The sequence below is a fragment of the Pseudomonas violetae genome (assembly GCF_023072615.1).
Lineage (GTDB): Bacteria > Pseudomonadota > Gammaproteobacteria > Pseudomonadales > Pseudomonadaceae > Aquipseudomonas > Aquipseudomonas violetae.
Window position 1 is genome coordinate 1 of sequence record NZ_JAKNRW010000055.1, and the last position, 21,617, is coordinate 21,617.

19 protein-coding genes, 1 tRNA gene and 6 pseudogenes are annotated in these 21,617 nt (G+C 60.2%); 9 read left to right on the forward strand and 17 right to left on the reverse strand.

The annotated features are described in order from the left end of the window. A partial coding sequence (locus L9059_RS29100) for an RHS repeat domain-containing protein (protein WP_247294490.1) occupies positions 1–875 on the forward strand: 875 nt, incomplete at its 5' end. 135 nt (positions 876–1,010) lie between these two features. Here the strand turns inward: L9059_RS29100 and L9059_RS29105 are convergent. The 3 genes and pseudogenes from L9059_RS29105 to L9059_RS29115 all read right to left on the reverse strand — a co-directional run bounded on the left by L9059_RS29105 (position 1,011) and on the right by L9059_RS29115 (position 4,203). Then, positions 1,011–1,987, reverse strand: a pseudogene (locus tag L9059_RS29105) (IS5 family transposase). A 191-nt stretch (positions 1,988–2,178) separates the two neighbouring features. Then, positions 2,179–2,811, reverse strand: coding sequence for a response regulator (locus tag L9059_RS29110; RefSeq protein ID WP_247294493.1), 633 nt, complete (start codon positions 2,809–2,811; stop codon positions 2,179–2,181). A 30-nt stretch (positions 2,812–2,841) separates the two neighbouring features. Beyond that, positions 2,842–4,203 carry a cache domain-containing protein gene (locus L9059_RS29115; RefSeq protein ID WP_205893781.1) on the reverse strand — a complete coding sequence of 454 codons (1,362 nt, stop codon included), beginning with the start codon at positions 4,201–4,203 and terminating at the stop codon, positions 2,842–2,844. Between the two features lie 401 nt (positions 4,204–4,604). Here L9059_RS29115 and L9059_RS29120 point away from each other — a divergent pair, with 401 nt between their 5' ends. Both L9059_RS29120 and L9059_RS29125 read left to right on the forward strand, forming a co-directional pair. Further along, positions 4,605–6,662 (forward strand): carbon starvation CstA family protein, encoded by a 2,058-nt coding sequence (locus L9059_RS29120; RefSeq protein ID WP_247294496.1) that lies wholly within the window; start codon positions 4,605–4,607, stop codon positions 6,660–6,662. Between the two features lie 14 nt (positions 6,663–6,676). Continuing rightward, the gene (locus L9059_RS29125) at positions 6,677–6,874 is read left to right on the forward strand and encodes a YbdD/YjiX family protein (RefSeq protein ID WP_247294534.1); all 198 of its coding nucleotides are present in this window, start codon (positions 6,677–6,679) and stop codon (positions 6,872–6,874) included. A 202-nt stretch (positions 6,875–7,076) separates the two neighbouring features. Here the strand turns inward: L9059_RS29125 and L9059_RS29130 are convergent, their stop codons facing one another. The 8 genes and pseudogenes from L9059_RS29130 to L9059_RS29165 all read right to left on the reverse strand — a co-directional run bounded on the left by L9059_RS29130 (position 7,077) and on the right by L9059_RS29165 (position 9,943). Continuing rightward, on the reverse strand, positions 7,077–7,367 hold the full coding sequence (locus L9059_RS29130; protein ID WP_247294536.1) for a hypothetical protein: 291 nt from the start codon (positions 7,365–7,367) through the stop codon (positions 7,077–7,079). A 143-nt stretch (positions 7,368–7,510) separates the two neighbouring features. Continuing rightward, on the reverse strand, positions 7,511–7,678 hold the full coding sequence (locus L9059_RS29135) for a hypothetical protein (RefSeq protein ID WP_247294538.1): 168 nt from the start codon (positions 7,676–7,678) through the stop codon (positions 7,511–7,513). 90 nt (positions 7,679–7,768) lie between these two features. Further along, positions 7,769–7,999 carry a hypothetical protein gene (locus L9059_RS30770; protein WP_247294578.1) on the reverse strand — a complete coding sequence of 77 codons (231 nt, stop codon included), beginning with the start codon at positions 7,997–7,999 and terminating at the stop codon, positions 7,769–7,771. 53 nt (positions 8,000–8,052) lie between these two features. Further along, positions 8,053–8,613: pseudogene (locus tag L9059_RS30775) on the reverse strand (TonB-dependent receptor domain-containing protein); the annotation flags it as partial. A 19-nt stretch (positions 8,614–8,632) separates the two neighbouring features. Next, positions 8,633–8,962: pseudogene (locus L9059_RS29150) on the reverse strand (aldo/keto reductase); the annotation flags it as partial. Beyond that, positions 8,956–9,261: pseudogene (locus L9059_RS29155) on the reverse strand (MFS transporter); the annotation flags it as partial. The pseudogenes L9059_RS29155 and L9059_RS29150, both read right to left, overlap by 7 nt. Beyond that, a pseudogene (locus L9059_RS29160) lies at positions 9,251–9,753 on the reverse strand (HlyD family secretion protein); the annotation flags it as partial. The pseudogenes L9059_RS29155 and L9059_RS29160, both read right to left, overlap by 11 nt. A gap of 102 nt (positions 9,754–9,855) precedes the next feature. Then, positions 9,856–9,943 (reverse strand) — tRNA-Ser (locus L9059_RS29165). 123 nt (positions 9,944–10,066) lie between these two features. Here L9059_RS29165 and L9059_RS29170 point away from each other — a divergent pair. After that, positions 10,067–10,738 carry a Bax inhibitor-1/YccA family protein gene (locus L9059_RS29170; RefSeq protein ID WP_247294540.1) on the forward strand — a complete coding sequence of 224 codons (672 nt, stop codon included), beginning with the start codon at positions 10,067–10,069 and terminating at the stop codon, positions 10,736–10,738. Between the two features lie 58 nt (positions 10,739–10,796). Here L9059_RS29170 and L9059_RS29175 read toward each other — a convergent pair whose 3' ends face one another. Together L9059_RS29175 and L9059_RS29180 are read right to left on the reverse strand one after the other, a co-directional pair. After that, positions 10,797–11,126 (reverse strand): YceK/YidQ family lipoprotein, encoded by a 330-nt coding sequence (locus L9059_RS29175; protein WP_247294542.1) that lies wholly within the window; start codon positions 11,124–11,126, stop codon positions 10,797–10,799. 57 nt (positions 11,127–11,183) lie between these two features. Then, a complete protein-coding gene (locus L9059_RS29180) occupies positions 11,184–11,621 on the reverse strand; it encodes an Lrp/AsnC family transcriptional regulator (RefSeq protein WP_247294545.1) in 438 nt (145 codons plus the stop codon). A gap of 135 nt (positions 11,622–11,756) precedes the next feature. Between L9059_RS29180 and L9059_RS29185 the strand changes: the two genes are divergently transcribed. Further along, complete coding sequence (locus L9059_RS29185) at positions 11,757–12,650, forward strand: DMT family transporter (RefSeq protein ID WP_247294549.1); 894 nt, start codon at positions 11,757–11,759, stop codon at positions 12,648–12,650. Between the two features lies 1 nt (position 12,651). Here the strand turns inward: L9059_RS29185 and L9059_RS29190 are convergent, their stop codons facing one another. Continuing rightward, the gene (locus L9059_RS29190; protein WP_247294561.1) at positions 12,652–13,722 is read right to left on the reverse strand and encodes an FUSC family protein; all 1,071 of its coding nucleotides are present in this window, start codon (positions 13,720–13,722) and stop codon (positions 12,652–12,654) included. A 17-nt stretch (positions 13,723–13,739) separates the two neighbouring features. Then, positions 13,740–15,365: an NADP-dependent glyceraldehyde-3-phosphate dehydrogenase gene (locus L9059_RS29195; protein WP_247294562.1), complete on the reverse strand. Its 1,626-nt coding sequence runs from the start codon at positions 15,363–15,365 to the stop codon at positions 13,740–13,742. Positions 15,366–15,637: 272 nt separating this feature from the next. Between L9059_RS29195 and L9059_RS29200 the strand changes: the two genes are divergently transcribed. Together L9059_RS29200 and srmL are read left to right on the forward strand one after the other, a co-directional pair. Next, positions 15,638–16,675 (forward strand): GGDEF domain-containing protein, encoded by a 1,038-nt coding sequence (locus tag L9059_RS29200; protein ID WP_247294565.1) that lies wholly within the window; start codon positions 15,638–15,640, stop codon positions 16,673–16,675. A 242-nt stretch (positions 16,676–16,917) separates the two neighbouring features. Then, positions 16,918–18,066 carry a PheS-related mystery ligase SrmL gene (gene srmL / locus L9059_RS29205; RefSeq protein WP_247294567.1) on the forward strand — a complete coding sequence of 383 codons (1,149 nt, stop codon included), beginning with the start codon at positions 16,918–16,920 and terminating at the stop codon, positions 18,064–18,066. A 19-nt stretch (positions 18,067–18,085) separates the two neighbouring features. On the opposite strand, the gene L9059_RS29210 is transcribed toward srmL, so the two are convergent. After that, positions 18,086–19,486, reverse strand: coding sequence for an MFS transporter (locus L9059_RS29210; RefSeq protein ID WP_247294569.1), 1,401 nt, complete (start codon positions 19,484–19,486; stop codon positions 18,086–18,088). 137 nt (positions 19,487–19,623) lie between these two features. On the opposite strand from L9059_RS29210, the gene L9059_RS29215 reads away from it, so the two are divergent. Then, positions 19,624–20,562 (forward strand): LysR family transcriptional regulator, encoded by a 939-nt coding sequence (locus L9059_RS29215; protein WP_247294572.1) that lies wholly within the window; start codon positions 19,624–19,626, stop codon positions 20,560–20,562. On the opposite strand, the pseudogene L9059_RS29220 reads toward L9059_RS29215, so the two are convergent. After that, positions 20,544–20,753 (reverse strand): annotated as a pseudogene (locus tag L9059_RS29220) (hypothetical protein); the annotation flags it as partial. The gene L9059_RS29215 and the pseudogene L9059_RS29220 overlap by 19 nt on opposite strands. Before the next feature lie 124 nt (positions 20,754–20,877). Between L9059_RS29220 and L9059_RS29225 the strand changes: the two are divergent. Next, a partial coding sequence (locus L9059_RS29225; protein ID WP_247294575.1) for a hypothetical protein occupies positions 20,878–21,617 on the forward strand: 740 nt, incomplete at its 3' end.

Here is a 21,617-nt window from a genome sequence, read left to right on the forward strand (position 1 = left end):
AGCGCAGCGGTATCAGCAAGCTGCAGACGTTTACTTACGACTGTGAGAATCGGCTGGTCAGGGCTGAAACGATGGTCCACAGCCAGATTGAAAGTACTGGCATGTACCGCTATGACAGCCTGGGAAGACGTGTTGCCAAGACGTCGGTAATCGGCGGGAAAACCGAACACAAGAACTTCCTGTGGCAAGGCCTGCGCATGCTGCGCGAAGAGGCGCCGGGGCAGAGCAGCCTGTATGTGTATGAGCCGGGGAGCTATGCGCCGTTAGCCAGAGTCGATCAGAGCGAGGGGGAAGAACAGAAGCTCTACTACTTTCATACCGACCAGATTGGTACGCCGTTGGAGATGACTGACCGGGCGGGGCAGATTGTCTGGCAGGCGACGTACAAAGCCTGGGGCGCGCTCGAAAAGCTGGCGGTGAGCGAGGTAGAGCAGAACCTGAGGTTCCAGGGGCAGTATTTTGATGATGAGACGGGGCTGCATTACAATACGTTTCGGTATTATGATCCGGAGGTTGGGCGGTTTATTACGCAGGACCCGATTGGGTTGGCTGGAAGCGTCAATCTCTATCAACAGGCACCAAATCCTATCAGTTGGGTCGATCCTTTAGGTTGGACATGTTCGACAACATTGAATGTGAACAAGCCTAAAATCCTGAGTAAATCTGACCTATCAGCTTCTGAGCGCGGCTTCTTGCAAAGGCAGTTTGTTAAGAAACAGAACGCGCTTACGCGGGCTGCTAACCGAGGCGAGCTTGTGTGGTCACCTGGCACTCACGACGTTAGAATTTCCTCGCTTCAAGGTTCATACCGAAAAGCTGTGGCTGCGCGTTTTGAGCGGATGTATGGGCATGCCCCGGACCTAAGGAAGGTCTGAAGTAGGCAGACGTTTTTAACCCACCCGTTGCTTCAGGGTTTCAAAAAACATCGATTCAATCGAAAATCAGACCTTTGCCTCGCCCAATTCCTCTTTTTTCTTCGAACAAGCGCTTTTTAGCGCCCATTGTCCGCATTACAGGCGCACCGCTCCTGTATTCAGCAATCGTTTTCGCGTCGTCCACAGGTTGGACAGAGCAAACAGCGTGGTCTGTTGCGCAGTGTTTTTCAGCATGCCTCGGAAGCGTACTTTCGTATAACCAAACTGGCGCTTGATCACTCGAAACGGATGCTCAACCTTGGCGCGCAGTTGAGCTTTCGCGTATTCGATTTTGCGACGCATGCGCCCTATCAGGCTTTTCTTTGCATGCTTTTTATAACTGCTCGGCCGCGTTGCAATCGACCAGATCATTTGGCGATCTTGATGCTCGGGACGCTTTTCGACACCGGTATAACCCGCGTCGCCAGAGACGTAAGTTTCTTCTGCGTGTAGTAACTGATCGACCTGAGTTACGTCCGCTACATTCGCCGCCGTGCCCACCACGCTATGCACCAAACCGGATTCGGCATCGACACCGATGTGCGCTTTCATCCCGAAGAAATACTGATTTCCTTTCTTCGTCTGGTGCATTTCGGGATCGCGTTTACCGTCCTTGTTCTTGGTCGAGCTCGGCGCATGAATGATCGTCGCATCGACCACGGTGCCTTGGCGCAGCAACAAACCACGGTCGCCCAAATAGCCAATGATGACCTGCAACATCCCACCGGCCAGCTCATGTTTTTCCAGCAGTCGGCGGAAATTGAGGATTGTGGTTTCATCCGGAATCCGATCCAGGTGCAGTCCTGCAAACTGTCGCAGGATCGTAGTTTCGTAGAGCGATTCTTCCATGGCCGGATCGCTATAGCCGAACCAGTTTTGCATCAGATGAACCCGCACATCGCCATCAACGGATAGGCTGGGCGACCACCTTCGCCCTTTGGATAGTGTGGCTCGATCAGTTTGACCAAGCCATTCCAGGGCACGACCTGATCCATCTCGATCAGGAAGCGTTCACGGCGGGTTTGTTTGCGTTTGCCAGCGTATTCGGCGTCAGCGAAGGACATCTGCTTCATCGGGACTCAACCGTTCAGTGCTTGGGACTGGCGTATTTCACCAGATTTGGAAGTCTTTTTCAGAGTTTCCCTAGCTGCGAGGCCCACTGTTGCCGATGTTAACCGCAAAAAATCCATCCACGGATGGCGATGAGTTCATGCCGATATGATTCACGGCTGCATGCCCTTCATGTCTACTGAGATGGATCCGCCTACCGCGAAATAATCCCATGATCAATCGCATACTTCACCAACGCCGCCGGCTTATCAATATTCAATTTACGACGAATACTCAAACGATGCGTCTCCACCGTACGCACGCTGATATCCAGTTCCCGCGCCATTTCCTTGTTGTTCAGCCCTTGGGCCATTTTGTACAGCACCTGGCTTTCCCGAGGAGTCAGTTCGTTGTCGGTGTTTTTGTCGGCGATCAGGCGCTGGGCAATTTCGGCGCTGTAGAAGGAGCCGCCGTTGGTGATGGCGTCGATGGCGGCGATGATTTCCCGGGAGGGTGAGTTTTTCAGGACGTAGCCGCTGGCCCCGGCGCGCACGGACTCGCTGACGTATTCGTGATTGTCGTACATGCTCAGCACCAGCACTTTGAGCGCCGGGTAGCGGTTGCGCAGCAGCCGGGTGAGTTCCAGGCCGTTCATGTCCTTGAGGCCGATGTCGACCAATACCAGGTCGGGTTGGCAGCGTCCGATCATGTCGATGGCGTCTGCGCCGTTTTCGGCTTCACCGACGACTTCCAGGTTGGCCATGACGGACAGCAGGGCCTTGATGCCGTCGCGGACGAGGGAGTGGTCGTCGACCAGGGCGACGCGGATCGGGGAGGGCAGGTTCATCGCGGCTATTCACTCTTGTTGTGGTGGTGATCAGCGGGGAGCGCCGGTGGGTTTGAGGGGCAGCAGTACATCGAGTTCGCTGCGGCCCGGTGTCGATGTCAGGGTGAACTGGCCGCCGAAGTGGTCGACTCGCTCGCGGATATTACGCAGGCCGATGCCGGTGTGGCGACGTTCGACCTGGGCGACGTTGAAGCCGATGCCGTCGTCGACCAGGGTCAGGCGCACGCCCTGTGGGCAGCCGTGCAGGGTGATGTCGACGTTGCTGGCCTGGGCGTGGCGTTCGATGTTGGTCAGGCCTTCCTGGACGATGCGAAATAGCGAGACGGCGGCGCCGTCGACGAGGTCGCAGGCGAATTCGTTGTCGTTGTAGTTCACTTTGAGGCCGCTGCGTTGTTCGAATTCGGCGGCGAGCTGGCCGATTGCGGCGGGCAGGCCGAGGGTGTCGAGCAGGGATGAGCGCAGGTCGTGGGACAGGCTGCGGACTTCGCCGATGGCTTCGCCCAGGCGTTCGGTGGCTTCGCGCAGGATGCCCAGGCCGCGATCCTGGCCGTTTTCCAGGACCAGGCTGGCCAGTTCGAACTGGAATTTGATCGACACCAGCACCTGGCTGATGCCGTCGTGCAGCTCGCGGGAGACCCGGGAGCGTTCTTCTTCCTGCAGGCTGACGATGCGTTGGGTCAGGCGCTGGAGTTTTTTGTCAGCGAGGCGGTGCTCGCTGACGTTGAGGGTCATGCCGCTGGCGAAGACCAGCAGTACCGCGACCAGGGCGACGGCGGCGATGGCGAGCATGGTTTTGCGGATGCCTTGGGCGACTTCGTCACGGGCTTGCTGGGTGGCGCGCTCGACGTCTTCCAGGTAGATGCCGGTGCCGAGCATCCAGCCCCAGCGGTCGAGCATGATCACGTAGGCGAGTTTGTCGGTGACCTGGCCGGAGGAGGGTTTGTTCCAGGCGTAGCGCTGGAAGCCTTCGCCGGATTGGGCGCTTTTCAGCAGGGCCTGGATGACGGGCAGGCCGTGGGGGTCTTGCATGTCCCAGAGATATTTGCCCACCAGTTCGGACTGGCGCGCGTGCATCAGGCTGCGGCCTTCGCGGTCGTAGACGAAGAAGTAGCCGTTGATGCCGAAGCTGAGTTTGCGCAGTTCTTCCAGGACTTTTTGTTGGGCCTGGGCGTCGCCGTGGCCGTCGTCGTAGAGGGGGGCGATGAGGCTTTGCGCCATTTCGACGTAGTTTTTCAGTTCGGCGCGCTTGCTGGCCAGGATGCTGTCTTCGATGAGCTGGGCCTGCTGGTCGCCGAGTTGGCGGTTGAGGGAGATCACCAGGGCGCAGATGACGGCGATTGCCAGGACCAGCGGCAGGATCCCGAGGGCAACGATTTTGTGTTTGAGTTGCATCTGGGCTCCTGTCCGGGCCGAGGGGAAAGCGAGAGCCCGGCATCATATGCCAAAGATACGCGGGTTCTGTAGCGCTGCTGGACGGAATGACCTGTAGCGGGGATTTCGATCAATTGAAATGCCAAACCCCTTGTGGGAGCGAGCCTGCTCGCGATAGCGGTGGATCTGCCAGCATCATTGTTGAATGACACACCCTATCGCGAGCAGGCTCGCTCCCACAGGGGTGGGCTTGGGCGTCTAAACGGGGGGGGGGGCATCTACGTAGAACTACGTAGTCCGGTTGTACGTAGTTCTGCGGATTTATTTATGGACGGCATGCGCGGATATTGGGCCAGCTCCGCACAGCGGACACAATTATAAAAATTACCGCCGCAGCCATGCGCTGTCGGCAGGAGACGCATATGCCCCGTCTGGCTAAACACCTTGCCTGGTTTGCCGTGGCTGTCCTGGGTGCGTTCGCGCTGAGTGTCGTGGCCCTGCGCCGCGGCGAAGCCATCAACGCCCTGTGGATCGTAGTCGCAGCAGTCGCCATCTACCTCGTCGCTTATCGCTACTACAGCCTGTTCATCGCCAACAAGGTGATGCAGCTGGACCCCAACCGAGCCACGCCTGCCGTGCTCAACAACGATGGTCTGGACTACGTTCCCACCAATAAACACGTGCTGTTCGGTCACCACTTCGCGGCCATTGCCGGCGCGGGGCCCCTGGTCGGTCCGGTGCTGGCGGCGCAGATGGGTTATCTGCCCGGTACCCTGTGGCTGATCGCCGGGGTGGTGCTGGCCGGTGCGGTGCAGGACTTCATGGTGCTGTTCCTGTCCACCCGCCGTAACGGTCGCTCCCTGGGCGATATGGTCCGTGAGGAAATGGGCCGCATCCCTGGCACCATCGCATTGTTCGGCTGCTTCCTGATCATGATCATCATTCTCGCGGTGCTCGCGCTGATCGTGGTGAAAGCCCTGGCCGACAGCCCGTGGGGCATGTTCACCGTGATGGCGACCGTCCCGATCGCGATGTTCATGGGCATTTACATGCGCTACATCCGCCCAGGCCGCATTGGCGAGATCTCGGTAGTGGGCGTGTTGCTGCTGCTGGGTTCGATCTGGCTGGGCGGGCAAATTGCTGCTGACCCGGTGTGGGCCAAGGCGTTTACCTTCACCGGGATCCAGATTACCTGGATGCTGATTGGTTACGGTTTTGTCGCTGCGGTGTTGCCGGTGTGGCTGATCCTGGCGCCCCGTGACTACCTGTCGACCTTCCTGAAAATCGGCACCATCATGGCCTTGGCGATCGGCATTCTGGTGACCATGCCCGACCTGAAAATGCCAGCCCTGACCCAGTTCATCGACGGCACTGGCCCGGTGTGGAAAGGCGGTCTGTTTCCGTTCCTGTTTATCACCATCGCTTGCGGTGCGGTGTCGGGTTTCCATGCGCTGATCGCTTCCGGCACTACCCCGAAGTTGCTGGCCAGCGAGGGGCATGCCCGTTACATCGGTTACGGCGGCATGTTGATGGAATCTTTCGTGGCGATCATGGCCATGGTAGCTGCTTCGGTGATCGAGCCGGGGGTGTACTTCGCCATGAACAGCCCGGCTGCGATCGTCGGTTCCGATGCGGTGACGGTTGCGCAGACGGTCAGCAGCTGGGGCTTTGCGATTACACCGGACGTGTTGGAAGCGGTGGCCCGGGATATCGGCGAGACCACCATCCTGGCACGTGCCGGCGGTGCGCCGACCTTGGCCGTGGGCATCGCGCAGATCCTGCACCAGTTGCTGCCAGGTGAAAACACCATGGCGTTCTGGTACCACTTCGCGATTCTGTTCGAAGCGCTGTTTATCCTGACGGCGGTGGATGCCGGTACCCGTGCGGGGCGTTTCATGCTCCAGGATTTGCTGGGCTCATTCGTCCCCGCGCTCAAACGCACGGACTCCTGGACCGCCAACCTGATTGCCACCGCCGGGTGCGTGGCGATGTGGGGGTATCTGTTGTATCAGGGCGTGATTGATCCACTGGGCGGCATCAACACCCTTTGGCCGCTGTTTGGTATCTCCAACCAGATGCTGGCGGGTATCGCACTGATGCTGGCGACGGTGGTGCTGATCAAGATGAAACGTCAGCGTTATGTGTGGGTAACCATGCTGCCTGCTGTGTGGCTGCTGATCTGCACCACCACCGCCGGTTTCATCAAGCTGTTTGATGCCAACCCGGCGATCGGCTTCCTCGCGCTGGCGAAGAAGTACAGCGATGCCATGGACAACGGGCAGATTCTGGCACCGGCCAAGGACATCAACCAGATGCAGCACGTGATTTACAACGCCTACACCAACGCGACACTGACGGCGCTATTCCTGCTGGTGGTGTTCAGCATCCTGTTCTTTGCCCTGAAGGTCGGTATTGCTGCCTGGGGTAGCAAGGAACGCACGGATAAGGAAGCACCGTATCAGGCGCTGCCAGAGGCTTGAGGGAGGAGGGCAGCATGTTTAATGACTTGAGTCGGCTGGGCAAGTATTTGGGGCAGGCTGCGCGGTTGATGGTGGGGATGCCTGACTATGACAACTACGTGGAGCACATGCAGACCAAGCACCCGGACCAGCCGCTGATGGATTATGAGATGTTCTTCAGGGAGCGGCAGGAGGCGCGGTACGGGAGCAAGGCCGGGCCGAAGTGTTGTTGATTTGTTGAATGCTTGAGTAATACCTGTGGGAGCCAGCCTGCTGGCGATGGACTTCAACGATGACGCGTGCATTCTGGACGTACGCGTCGTTGTTGAGTTCATCGCCAGCAGGCTGGCTCCCACAGTTGTTTTTGCAGTGACTGCTGGCTCCCACAGTTGCTTGCGCAGTGACTGCTAGTGTTCGCAGCAAACTGAGCTGCGATCAGCTACCGCCGCTGCCACCGCTGCTGCTGCCGCCACCGGCCTTGTCCGCACCGCCCGCCTTGGAACCGCTGGGCGTTGGGCCGTTGTCGGTGGTGTTGCCGTCCGAGCCTTGAGGCAGCGAGGCAGCATCCGGATCGGCGTTGGTGGCTTTAGGCGCCGGGTCGCGGGTCTGGCTGGTGCCATCCGCCGAAGGCGTGCCACTGGTGGATTCGCCGGCCGCGAAAGCGTTGAGCGAGAAGGCTGACATGAGACCTACAAGTGTGAGCACCGCACATTTTCTGTTCATCATGTTGAATCTTCCTTGTGAGTGATTAACCCAACATTGGAAGAATGCGCGGGCCATAGGTGCTGGCCAGCGGACGAACGGTCGGGTTGCAGCGGTGTCAGCGTTACCTGCAGCAGCCTGCGTCAGATCGTGAAACAGTCCGGTGTTTAACGGCGCAAACGAATCTTCTGCCAATTATCACCGCTGGTGAGCGTCCCAGTATCGCCGCGCACGGCGTACAGGGTCGCCCGATACAGCGCAGTCAGACGCGAGCAGTGCAGGCCGCGAAGTTTTTGGTAGGCCCAGGTCCAGCCGTGCTTGGGTGTATTGCCCATACGTCATCCTCTGTCCAGTTCGTCCCTGACCTGAGGTTAGCAGCTAACCAGGCAGAGCGGGGCAAATTGGATCCAAGGCCCGGCCCGGCATCAGTAGCGCATTTCCACCGCCACGTAGGCGCCGATCCCGCTACCTGGGAACAGCGCCGCGGCGTCCTGGCTTTTGGCGTCGTACAGCGGCTGCACTGCGGTAACGTATTTCTTGTTCGCCTGATTTTTCCGGTCCAGTGACACCTTCCAGTCCTTGTTCGGCGTTTCGTAGCCCACGTTCGCGCCGAAGATTGTGTAGGTGGGCGCATATAAACTGTTGGCGTAATCCACCGCGGTGCGCGAAGCCGACTGTACGTTGACCTCGGTATAGCCTGGTACACGTGGTTGGGAATGCCCGGCAGTTGGTTGTCGCCGAAGGGTGGGTCATGGCGGTAGTAGAAGTCGTTGTAGGTGTACACCTGACGCTGGTAGACCTGCTCGCCGCTGTCGTTGTCCCACAGGCGAGCGTTTAAACCGGCTTCAACGCCCGGGTGAATCGTCGGCGTGGCGTTAAACGCGCCGGTGACGGCGGCGTTAGGGGTGGCGCCGATCAGTTGGACGTTGAGCAACTCGTCCTTCACCCTCGAGCGATACAGCGCCAGGCTGCCGTCGAAGATCCCTGCGCAACCCTGGATGCCGCCCTCCACGGTGTTGGCTTTCCGCTCCACCAGCGGCCGCACATAGGGCGCGGTGTGGCCGGAACCGGAGTATTCCCGGGACGCCGGTGAGTCCACCGAACGGCTGACGTTGGCGAACACCTGCAGGTTCGGATTGAACGGGTAGCGCACGCCGATCCGCGGCGCCAGGCTCCAGTTGTCGTAGGTCACGTCGGTGGGGACGGCGGTGGTGTTGGCGACCAGCGACTCCTTGACGTTGGCGTGGCGACGCACGTTGATGGCGGACACGCCGGTGGTCAGCCACAGGTACGCGTTTGGCGATACCGGTAATCACTGCATCCTCCAGCACATTCGGCTGCATGCCATGGCCCAGCGGGGCGAAGGCGAGGAGGAGGATGCCGTGCTCTTTGCAGAACTCCAGCAGCTCCCATTCCGGCAATTCGATCTGCACCACAGCCGGTTTGATCCGCGCGGCGGCAACTATTTCGTTGAGGGCGTCGAGGGTGATGACCGAGAGGCCGGTGGATTTGCAGCGACCTTGATCCACCAGGCTTTCCAGGGCGCGCCAGGTGTCGATCAACTTGACCTCGCCGTCGTAAATCACATGCCCGTACACGTCGCGGGTATCCTGGTGGTCAATGTACCAAGCCACAGGCCGAGAGCGAACCCGGCGAGAGCAGCCTGATAGACGAGCTTCAAGCCAAAGCGGCCGGCCAGCCATTGTGCGACCGGCGTGGTGATGGCGCTGGCCGCGAGATACGCGGTGAAGATCCACCCGGCCTGGTCGTCGGTCATCGACAGGCTGCCCTGAATCAGGCGCCGCGCCGCGTTGGGCAACGGCAGGTTGGCCGATTGCAGGTAGGTCGCGAGCAGGGCGACGAAGCGCAGGGCGCGGGGTCGGCTGCCATGGAAGTGGTGGTGTTCATCAGGAGTCACCCGCAGTCAGTAACGACTTGAGTGGATGCCACCAGGGCGTGCGGTGCCCGGTATCGACACGGACCGTGGCGCTGGTGCCGGAGAACAGCGGCAGGTCCGGATCGAACTCGTCCAGTTCCAGCCGCACTGGCACACGCTGCACGACTTTCACCCAGTTGCCGGTGGCGTTCTCGGGCGGCAGCAGGGCGAAGTCGGACCGTGCCCCGGGGCTCATGCTGGTGACGTGGGCCTTGAACTGCCGATCGGGGCAGGTATCGATGGAGATGGTCGCGGTCTGCCCGGGGCGCATGTGGCTGACTTGCGTCTCGCGGAATTTGGCTTCGACCCAGATCTCATGGTTGTAAATCAGCGCGAAGGCCGGCGCACCGTTATTGAGATAATTGCCGACTTGCAGGTCGTCGACCTTGGCCGCGATGCCGTCGGCCGGCGCGTCACGGTTGCGTATGACAGTTACAGACGCGCCTCATCGAGCTGCGCCTTGGCCTCACGCACGTTGCGGAAATGGCCGCAAACATGCGCAAAACGCTGGGACAGCATCTGCGCGCGTCAGAAACGACAAAGCCCTGAATAATCAGGGCTTTGTCGGTACAAATATGGCGGAGGCGATGGGATTCGAACTCATGGACCTGTTACAGTCGACGGTTTTCAAGACCGTTGCCTTAAACCACTCGGCCACACCTCCGTTTGCGTTGCGGGCGCCATAATACCTGAATGAAACACACTGTCAAACTCTCTGAGTAGCTTGTTACAAGGCGTCTGTTATGATCTTTGCGACTGAACGTTTCAAACCAACAGGAGTGTCGCCATGCGCGAACAGGATTACGCAGTTAATAACGGCGTGCAGGCTGAGCAGCTAGAGGTTAGCCGCGTCTTGCGCAACACTTACGGCCTACTCGCTCTCACCCTCGCATTCAGCGGCGTGATGGCCTATGTCGCCCAGCAGATGCGTGTTGGCTACCCGAATATCTTCGTGGTGCTGATCGGTTTCTACGGCCTTTTCTTCCTGACCAACAAACTCCGTGACTCCGCGTGGGGCCTGGTGTCGGCGTTTGCCCTGACCGGTTTCATGGGTTTCCTGCTCGGCCCGATCCTCAACCGCTACCTGGGTATGCAGGGCGGGGCGGAAGTGGTTAGCTCGGCTTTCGCCATGACCGCGCTGGTGTTCGGCGGCCTGTCGGCTTATGTGCTGATCTCGCGCAAGGACATGAGTTTCCTCAGTGGTTTCATCACTGCAGGTTTCTTCGTGTTGCTGGGTGCCGTGGTTGCGAGCTTCTTCTTCCAGATCAGCGGCCTGCAGCTGGCGATCAGCGCCGGTTTTGTGCTGTTCTCCTCGGTCTGCATTCTGTTCCAGACCAGCGCCATCATCCACGGCGGCGAGCGCAACTACATCATGGCTACGATCAGCCTGTATGTATCGATCTACAACCTGTTCATCAGTTTGTTGCAGCTGTTTGGCATCATGAGCCGCGATGATTAATCGTTGGCGCTAAGTAAAAAACCCGCTGCGGCGGGTTTTTTATTGCCTGGAATCCAGGTCAGTTGGTCACGATAATGCTGCCGTCAACCTTTTGCCGGTAAATCGTGTAGGGCAGCACCAAGGTGTCCATCACGCCGGAAAGCACCACGTCGACCAGGACGATGGCAGGCGCCGTGGTATGCACGTCGGATTCACGTCCTCTTTCGAGCGGGGCATTGAGGTAGCAGAAGTCGAAGGTCACGCCACTGTAGATGCGCGGTACTGCGCCGCAGTAGCTTTGTTGTTCCTTGAGGATTTTCGAGGCTGCTTCATCGCCGCGTATTACCGTCTGGACCGTCCCGCAACCTGCGAGCATCAGCGCTGCCAATGCCATGACCTGAATTTTCATGCTGCCAATCCCTAGCTGGAAAACCCTCAATCTACGTGTTTCGCAATAGAATATCACTCACTCCATCGGTGGTAAGCGGCGTTTGACCGGGGTTTTTTTCACGATCGCGGTGTTGGTTTCGGCATGCGTGTTGAGGCCGTCGAGCAGGGTGTCCAGCTGTTCCATGGAGCGCACATGCAGACGGGCGATGAAACAATCGTCGCCAGTCACCTTGTCGCACTCGGTGAATTCGGGGATCGCCTGGATCTGCCGTTCCACTTCCTGCAATTGCCCTGGCAGCGGACGGATGCGCACGATGGCCTGCAGCTGATAGCCGAAGCATTTGGGGTCGATCTCGACGGTATAGCCTTTGAGCACGCCGCGTTCTTCCAGTCGGCGCAAGCGCTCGGCAACGCTGGGCGAAGACAGGCCGCTGATACCTGCCAGGGCCTTGAGCGAGCGCCGCGAGTCTTCCATCAAGGCCTTGATGAGCACTTGGTCGATGTCGTCGGTCATGGCAGAGCCTCCGTTAGGCAGTTAATCGAATTCACCTTGATAAAAAAGGCAGATTGGAATTCTAGCCTGCTTTTTGCTCTGGAGGCGTGAGGGCGGCGGTTGGCATAATCTGGCTTCAATCACAGGAGTCTGATGATGGACAAAACAATTCGTCGCGGGTCATTCGAGATGACCGCCGCCATGCTGATTTCCGGCACCATCGGCTGGTTCGTATTGGTGTCCGGGCAGCCGGTGCTGGACGTGGTGTTCTGGCGTTGCGTGTTCGGTGCTGGCACCTTGTTATTGATCTGCGCGGCGTTCGGTTTCCTGCGTCCAGGCATGCTGACCCGCACGACGTTCCTGCTGGCGGTGCTGAGCGGCATGGCGATTGTCGGCAACTGGGTGCTGTTGTTCGGGTCGTACTCGCGGGCATCGATTGCCATCGGTACAGCGGTGTACAACGTCCAGCCGTTCATGCTGGTAGGGTTGGCGGCAGTGTTCCTCAACGAGAAAATCACCCTGCAGAAACTGTTCTGGTTGGGCATTTCGTTCATGGGGATGCTGGCGATTGTCAGTGCCCACGGCACTCAGGGCGAGAGTGGCAATGATTACCTGATGGGGATCGCGCTGGCGTTGGGTGCGGCGTTTCTTTATGCCATCGCCGCCTTGATCATCAAGCGCCTGACCGGCACTGCGCCGCATTTGATCGCATTGATCCAGGTGTGCACAGGGGTGCTGCTGCTCGCGCCGTTTGCGCATTTCTCCGCGCTGCCGCAAGCACCGAGTGCCTGGGCTAGCCTGGTGACGCTGGGCATTGTGCACACAGGGGTGATGTATGTGTTGCTGTATGGCGCGATTCAGAAACTGCCGACTGCATTGACCGGGGCGTTGTCATTTGTCTACCCGATCGCGGCCATCTTTGTTGATTGGTTTGCGTTTCGTCATCAGCTGCAGATGCTGCAGTGGATCGGGGTAGCGGCGATTTTGCTGGCAGCGGCGGGTATGCAGCAGGGTTGGAGCCTGGGATTGCGCCACCGCGTGGCGCAGTAGGTCAAATACTCCACCGCGGCGCCGTTTTCGCCAGGCGTTGGCGCATCTCGTCGATGTTGGCGAGCAGTTGCAGGATCAATAACCGATAACCATCCAGTGGGCTGTACACCGGTGCTTCCAGGCTTGGGTCCGGTGCCGGCTCGACAGGCCGGTTGAGACGCTGATAGGCGCCGGTTTTCAGCGCGCGGGCCATGCCCACCAGCTGTACTCGAATCAGCCGATGCTCGGCTTTCAACAATGTTTGCAGGTGGCCCATGGCAGCCGGATCACTGGCATCGGGTCGGGTGTTGGCGAGTATTTCCAGGGTGGACACGCACATACGTAAGTTGCGCTGCAGGGCGTCGAGTTCGGTCATGGAGACCTTCACTTCCTTGGACACCGACGGCATCAGCGAGCGCAGTTGCACCATCACGCTATTCAGGCGCCCTATGAGCCGATGATGCTCGTCGTCAGTGACCGACTGGCCGTTGATTATCCGTCCGTAGAGGGTTGCGCAGTCGCGTAACGCATCGGCCAGGTTGTAGCGCCAGGAGAACACCGCGTACAGCGGCAGGGCAAAGGAAAACGCAAGCGCCAGGGCAATCCCGATCAGGATGTCGACCCCACGCCACAAACCATCGCTGAGCGGGTTGTCGCCATGCCCCGCAACGATAAATACGGTAATGCCAGCCAGCAGTGCCGTGTAACCGCCTTTGCCGATGGCGTGGTAGGAGAAAAAACCGCAGACCACCGACATCGCTAAATAGGTCAGCCACGGCATTCCCAGCCAGCTCTGCTGCAGCACCAGCAGCAAGCCGATGCCGGCCCCGACCAGGGTACCGATCGCGCGTTCGGCGGCTTTTTTGCCGATGTTGCCGTGGTGCTGCAAGCCACCGATCACCACCAGCATCGTCACCGAAGCCCACTCGCCATGGGGCAAGTTGATGCCGGTGGTGAGCAGGATCGACGCCAGCAGCCCGAGCGAAACCCGCACCGCATGGATCAGCCTGGCGTGTTGATAACGCCGGTACGGGTCCAGCAACGGACGCAATAACCGGCGCAATAGGGGCGGCAGTCGTTGGGTTCTGAACATGTTCAGATCGGCTGTCCTCAGAAGATGTAATCGGTCGTCAGGAAACTCGAACTACGCCCGCTGATGATCTCGCTGATCAGCTCCTTGTTGGTTTCCTGGAACTTGGTCGCCACCAGGGTACGGATCGAAAACACCCGCAGCGCATCATGTACAGACAACGTGCCTTCTGCAGAGTTTTTGCGGCCGTTGAACGGATAGGTGTCCGGGCCCCGCTGGCACTGGGCATTGAGGTTGATCCGGCCGACCTGGTTGGCAAAGGTGTCGACCAGCCGGCCTACCGCCACGGGGTTGGTGCCGAAGATACTCAGTTGCTGGCCGAAGTCCGATTCCAGGACGTAATCGATCACCGTATCCAGATGACGGTACGGCACGATCGGCACCACCGGCCCGAACTGTTCTTCCTGGTAGACGCGCATCTGCGGCGTTACCGGGTACAGCACTGCCGGGTAGAAGAAGGAGGCACGAGTTTCACCACCGTTGGGATTGATCACGCTGGCGCCTTTGCTCTGGGCATCGGCGACCAAAGCGTGCAGATAATCCACCTTGCTTGCTTCCGGCAGAGGGGTGAGGGACACGCCGCTTTCCCACGGCATCCCTGGTTTGAGGGTGGCGAGCTTGGCGTTGAACTTCTCGATGAAGGAATCGACCACGTCTTCGTGGACGAACAGGATTTTCAGCGCGGTGCAGCGTTGGCCGTTGAACGACAGTGAGCCGGTGACGGCTTCGTTGACGGCGTTATCCAGATCGACTTCCGGTAACACGATGCCGGGATTCTTCGCATCCAGGCCCAGCGCCGCGCGCAAGCGGTGTGGTTTGGGGTGGAGTTTCTTCAGGTCACTGGCGGCCTTGTTGGTACCAATGAATGCGAAGATATCGATCTTGCCACTGGCCATCAACGCGCTGACGGTTTCGCGTCCGCTGCCGTAGATCACGTTGATCACCCCGGCCGGGAAGCTGTCGCGGAACGCCTCCAGCAACGGGCGGATCAACAGCACGCCGAGCTTGGCGGGCTTGAACACCACGGTGTTACCCATGATCAGGGCCGGAATCAGCGTGGTGAAGGTTTCGTTCAGGGGGTAGTTGTAAGGCCCCATGCACAACGCCACGCCGAGCGGCACCCGGCGGATCTGCCCGAGGGTGTCCTGTTCCAGCTCGAAACGGCTGGAGCGGCGGTCGAGTTCCTTGAGCGCGTTGATGGTGTCGACGATGTAGTCGCAGGTGCGGTCGAACTCTTTTTCCGAGTCCTTGAGGTTTTTGCCGATTTCCCACATCAGCAACTTGACCACCGCCTCGCGCTGCTCGCGCATGCGCCCGAGGAAGGTTTCAACGTGCTGGATACGCTCGGCCACGCGCATGGTCGGCCACAAACCCTGGCCTCGGTCGTAGGCGCGCACGGCGGCATCGAGGGCAGTCAACGCGGTCTCGGCATCAAGCAGCGGTGTGCTGCCAAGAATGACTTGTTGATCGCCTTGTTCACCGCTCAGGTACACCGGGCTTCGCACCTGGGCGAGGGGGCCGTTCCAGGTTTTCAGTTCGCCGTCGACCAGGTACTCACGTTGTTCAGTCTGGCCTTCGAGGCGGTATTTCTCCGGGATGCTGCCGGCTTCCGGGAAAAGGTGGTCAAGGATATGTGCTGTGGTCATGTCGCTACCCCGTCTGGATTGGCTGATGCGCAGATGAAACGTTTTAGCAGACCAACCCCGCGCTTGTCATGGTTCATGTGCGGTGGAAAGCAAAGCATCGCCATTGAGCAATCCGATTCACCGAAAAAGCCTAGTCGTTTTGTGGGAGGAAGCGTGAGGGTAAAACCGTCTTTTTAGCCTTGAATTATGGCCAGTCGCTATGCGTGCTACGGACGGACGGTTATGCTCCGGGCGTTCCCTATTTGCCAATGATGATTAACTACAGTGACGTTATGAGCCAATCAGAGACGCGAGCGACTGTTCTAGCGCTGTACCCGGAAGATTCCCGCGAAGCTGCGGCGCTGCTCAAGCAGGCCGTCCCCCTGATGGTTCGTCACAATATCCCGCCCAATCCGGTGCACTACGCCCTCTGGTACACCTACAGCAAAGGCCAGGTGCCTGAGCTCAACCGCCAGCTGGACAAAGTGCTGGAGGAATTCGCGCAGTTTCCGCCTGAGTCCGCCTCGAAGCTGTTCCGCGACTACATCATTCGCGAGGAGCTGGAAGTGGCACGGGCGGGGCAACAGCAGGCAATCAATCTGGTCGATGACATGGCGCGTAACGTGTCGCGCAGCGTGGAGGGCAATCGCAGCTTCCAGACCAGCCTGGGTCATTGCCTCGACATGCTCGAGGCGCCCGCCGACGAGCGCTTGCCAGACATCCTCAGCGAGCTGCAGCAAAGTACCCGGCTGATGCAGAGCCAGCAGGAGCACTTCCTGTCCCAGTTGCACAGTGCCCAGGACGAAATCAAGAGCCTGCGCGACAAACTCCAGCGCGCGCAGCTGGCGGCCACCCTCGACGGCCTGACCGAACTGCTTAACCGCGCCGCGCTCACACATGTACTGGAACAGGCGCTGGCCAGGCCCTCGCAAGGGGTCGCGCTGGTGATCCTGGATATTGACCACTTCAAGCAGTTCAACGACCAGTACGGTCATCCCCTCGGCGACCGGGTGCTGCAGCATGTCGCGCAAACCCTGCGCAAGGCCCTGCCAGCGCATGCCCATGCCGCGCGTTATGGCGGCGAAGAATTCTGTGTGGTACTGGAACAGTGCCCCGACCTCGCCACCGCTCGGGCCTTCGCCGAGCAACTGCGGCTGAAGATCCAGTCCTTGCGAATCAAGACCCGCGGTGATGGCAAGCTGCTGGACACGATCACGGCGTCATTCGGTACTGCCTTGGCCCAACCCGACGACACACTCGACAGCCTGTTGGTCCGCGCTGACGATGCGCTGTACAGGGCCAAGCATAATGGGCGTAATCAGGTGATGTGATTGGTGGTGGGGCAGGCGGTGTTGATGTTGGATGTGCCGGCCTCATCGCGAGCACGCTCGCTCCCACAGGGGGATTTGCGGTCAGCAGGAGCTCATCGGTAGGACGCGTCTGTAGCGCCGTTCTGAAATTGCATTGATGCGTCCATTTTCGGTTGTGGCAGGTCACTTTGTGTCGTTACGTTAACCCGCAGGCTTCATTGTTCAGAGGGGGCCGGGGACGACTTTCGACAGAGGATCACCTAGTGCACGCACCCAAGAAATTCCTGGCGTATGCCGCCGTCCATCAAGCCCTGACCCAGGTCGATCTGACCGAAAAAGGCAGCCCCGACCACGCCGTGCGATTGCTGGTCGACGAGATTCTTGGGGGGCTGGCCGCGAGGGGCTGGCCCGTGGCACAGGTGCTGACTGGTCCCAGGATCGTTTCTGCCGAAGATAATTACGGCCTGCTTGGTTACGACGCGGCAGAAGTCACCCTCGGCAGTGAGCACACGCGCTGGGTCGATGAGTACTCGCTGCTGCGCACGCAAACCACCAGCCAGATCCCTGCGGCGCTTCAGTGGGCGGCGCAATTGCGCCAGCCGGGCGAGACGATTGTGCTGGCGGCACCGGGCATCACCTTCCGGCGCGACAGTCGCGATCGCTGGCATTGCGCGGAACCGCATCAGATGGACATCTGGGTGCTGGGCGAGCCGCAGTTGTCGACCCGTGAACAGCTGCTGCGCCTGGTCGACGATATTATGCAATCGGCGGTGCCGGAAAAATCCTGGATATTCACCGAGAGTCGGCATCATTACACCGAGGGTGGCATCGAAGTAAACGTGTTGAATGAGCGCATTCCGGTCGAGGTGCTGGAGTGCGGCCGCATCGCCAAATCGCTGTTGCAGCGCCTGGATATAGATCCACTGCGCCACGGCGGATTGGCCCTGGGCATGGGCCTGGATCGCCTGACCATGTTACGCAAGGGCATCGCGGATATTCGCCTGCTGCGCGACCAGAACGAGCGAGTCCAGGCGCAGATGCACGACCTCGAACCCTGGGTCGCCGTGTCACGTTTGCCGGCGATTGGCCGGGACATTTCGCTGGCGGTCACGCCAGGGCTGAGTGAGGAGGAGTTGACCGAACGTATTTTGCTGGCTGCCGGCGACTGCTCTGGCTGGATTGAGGAGGTGCAGGTCAAGGACCGCTGGCAATACAAGCAGTTGCCCCCTCATGCCGTTGAACGGCTGGGCATCCTGCCGGGCCAGGAGAACGTGCTACTGCGGGTAGTGTTGCGCGATTGTGCGAGGTCGATCACCACCGCAGAGGCCAATAGAGTGTATTCGGTGATCCAGTCAGCATTGCATGAAGGGGTTCTGGGGAAGGGCTACAGAATGAACCTGAGCAAAATTTGAGACCCCGCCCAGGCAGGTTTCAGCGCGATCGATTCACCAGCGCGATGGCCAATGCCACACCCACCAGTGTCAGGGCAACGGCAAACGTGATGCGCATTCCGCTGGCAATCGCTTGGGGGTGCGCCAGGTTGTGCGCCGCAGCACTTGAGGCCAGGGCAAACACCGCTCCCAGAACGGACGCTCCGGTCACAAGCCCCAGGTTGCGCGACAAACTGAGCAAGCCGGCAATCACTCCCCGCTGATCCTCTACAACCTGGGCCATCACCCCGGTGTTGTTGGCCGTCTGGAACAGCGCATATCCCAGGGTCACCACCATCATCGGCGCCACGTAGCCCACGATGCCAGACCCCAGCGGGAGTGCCGACAATCCCAGGCATCCGAGCACCATTGCCCCGAGGCCGGCGACCGTGATGCGGCGGGCGCCGAAGCGGTCGACCACACGGCCCGCCGGCACGCCGGTCAGCGCCGCGACCACAGGCCCGACGGATAACACCAGCCCGACCTGCAAGGCCTCCAGTCCCATCCCCTGGGCCAGGTAAAACGGCCCGACCATCAGCGTCGCCATCATCACGGTGCTCACCAGTACGTTCATGACCAGGCTGGCGCTTACGTTGCGGTCGCCGAACATGCCCAGGCGAATCAACGGCGAACCGGCGCGAGCTTCGACCTGGATAAACAGGCCAAGGCCCACTCCAGCGCCGAGCAGCAACGCGCCATTGAGCAACCCGAAGCTGCCGCGCCCGAGGGTCATGGCCAGTGCATAGGCGCCCAGCGTCAGTGCCAGCAGCACCGTGCCGGGTATGTCGAAACCGACTCGTGCGGACTTGAGCTTGGGCTTGTCAGCAGGCAGATTGCGGTACGCCAGCAGCCAGGTGAGCAACCCCATAGGCACAGTGACCAGGAACATCGCCCGCCAGCCGAAACCGTCGATCAACAGGCCGCCCAAGGACGGTCCCAATGCGGTGCCGATCGCCGACATCGTACCCAGCAAGCCCATGGCGCTGCCGGTCCTGGCCTTGGGCACCGACTCGCCGACCAGCGCCATGGTCAACGCCATCATGATCGCTGCACCCAGGCCTTGCAGCGCCCGTGCACCAATCAACAGCCCAAGGCCTGGCGCCAGGCCACACAGGGCCGAGGCGAGGGTGAACAAGCTAATACCGCCGAGCAGCAGTCGCCGTTTGCCCAACAGGTCGCCGAGTCGGCCGACGCTGACGATCAGCGTGGTAATGGCCAACAGGTAAGCAATCAAGACCCATTGCACCTTTTGAAAGGACGCATTGAACGCTTCGGCCAATGTGGGCAGTCCCACGTTGACGATGCTGGTGCCAAGTGCGGCCAGCAACATGGACAGTGACAGGCTCAATAGCGCCCACGCAAAGGGCGGGGCGGGTTGGGCAACGATAATCGTCGGCTTCATGGGCAAACCTCGGGTTCGGACAGCCCGGGATGGGGCCGCTGTCAGAAATCTACGCCCGGGACTAACATGGCGGAAGGCGCACGGTTTGCATTTGATACATGCACCAGGCGCCATCTCCCATCATGACGAGGCATGCCATGGCCACACCCGATCTCAATCTGTTGGTGACCCTCGATGTCCTGCTCGCCGAAGGCAGCGTCGCCAAGGCCGCAAAGCGTCTGCGCCTTAGCCCCTCGGCGATGAGCCGAGCCCTGGCGCGCCTGCGCGAGACCACCGGAGACCCGTTGTTGGTGAGGGCTGGACGCGGTCTGGTAGCCACCCCCAGGGCCCTGCAATTACGCGAGCGGGTCAGTCAGTTGGTGCAGGAGGCCGAAGCGGTATTGCGCCCGGCCGAGCAGCCTGATCTGGGGCAAGTGATGCGTACATTCACCCTGAGAACCCGCGAGGGTTTCGTCGAGAACTTTGGTGCCCGACTGATCGCTCGCGTGGCCGAACAAGCGCCGGGAATACGCCTGTGCTTTGTAACCAAGAATGACAAGGACAGCACGGCGCTGCGTGATGGCACGGTGGATCTGGAGACGGGAGTCGTGGGTCAACTCACCAGCCCGGAGTTACGCACCCAGGGGCTGTTTCACGACCGTTTCATCGGCGTGGTGAGGGCAGGGCACCCGCTGTCCTGCGGCACTGTCACCGCGGTCGGTTATGCGTCAGGCAACCATATTGGTGTTTCGCGGCGCGCAGAGGGCAGGGGGGCGATCGATCAGGCGCTTGAGGCGTTGGGCCTGGTGCGGCAGATGTGCGCAACCGTTGCAGGGTTTGCGACCGCACTGATGCTGGCCCGGGAGAGCGACATGATCGCCAGCGTTCCGGAGCGACACACCGCTAATCTGCGGGCAGACATGCACTGCTTCGAACTCCCGGTGGCTCTTGCGCCGTTAACAATCGCGATGCTCTGGCATCCACGGCTGGATGCCGACCCGGTGCATCGGTGGCTGCGCAGTTGCTTGCGGGAAGTCTGTTCCAGCCAGGTCTCGCTGGGAAACCTGCAGATGGACGCTCAGCGCACTACCCGCTGAGCGTGGTGCGCCTGGCGTGACGGCTGCGCTGGCGTTGGGCTGTTGAGCAGGTGCTCGGTGAGTACGTTGTTGAGGAAACGAAACTGGTCATTGAGACCCACCACTTCGTTGCTGAAGTGGTGGGCGGCGGCCGGCATCAGCAGGTCTGCAAACTGTTTGTCGAACACCAGTGCGAACACTTTGCGCGATACTGATGGACCCCTCCGGTGGGGGTGGCAGACTTTGTGTCCGATAAACCGCCGCCTATACTTACATCACACACCCTGCGAGCGCCGTTCATCCTGTTCGGCCTCAGGTTTTCGGGAAATCGCGACTTTGAACCTGCGTTCGCTGATCGTCGCCGTGCTGTTGGTCGTGGCGGGATGCGCCACGCCCGACCGTGCGCCAGTCAGAGCGCCACCGATCATCGTTCCCCAGGCCACCTGGCGGCAGGTGGATCGGGAAATCGTGGCGGCCTCCAGGTCGGCCACCGACCAGGCCAAGGTCTTCGCGCGTGGCTCCATGGAGCATTGGCGCACGCGGATCTACGAGCAGACCGAGGAGAACTTCATACCCTGGTTCAGTAGCTACTGGACCCAGGAATGGATGTCGATGAGGGTCAGTTGGTACACCATCAACGCCAAGGGTGAGCAGGACGCTTCGGCCAAGCGGCTCGCTCAGTATCTGCTTGATGAATACCAGGAGAGGGTGCTGGCGCCGGTGGCTGTCGAGGTCGAGCCGAATGCGATTTTGCATCAGGCCACCGAGTTCTACGTGCAGCTCATGGGCCAGCAGTTGCAGGTGATTGCCCAGCGTCATCGCGTGCCCATGGACCAGCTCAACGCCCGCGCCAACAAGATCCCGGCCATTGCGCTGGGGCCTCCGGCGGCCCGGGACGCTTCGCTCTACCAAGTGATTCACACTGACCTCAACCGTCTGCCGGCATATTCGGCGTTGATCGAAAAAATTCGCGTCGCCGGTGGCGACAGGGGCGTGGGTTCGACTGACACGGCCATGGCGCCCGTGGCCAAGCGCGCCAGTCAGCGCATGGAGGCCGAAATGGCCCCGCGTGGCGC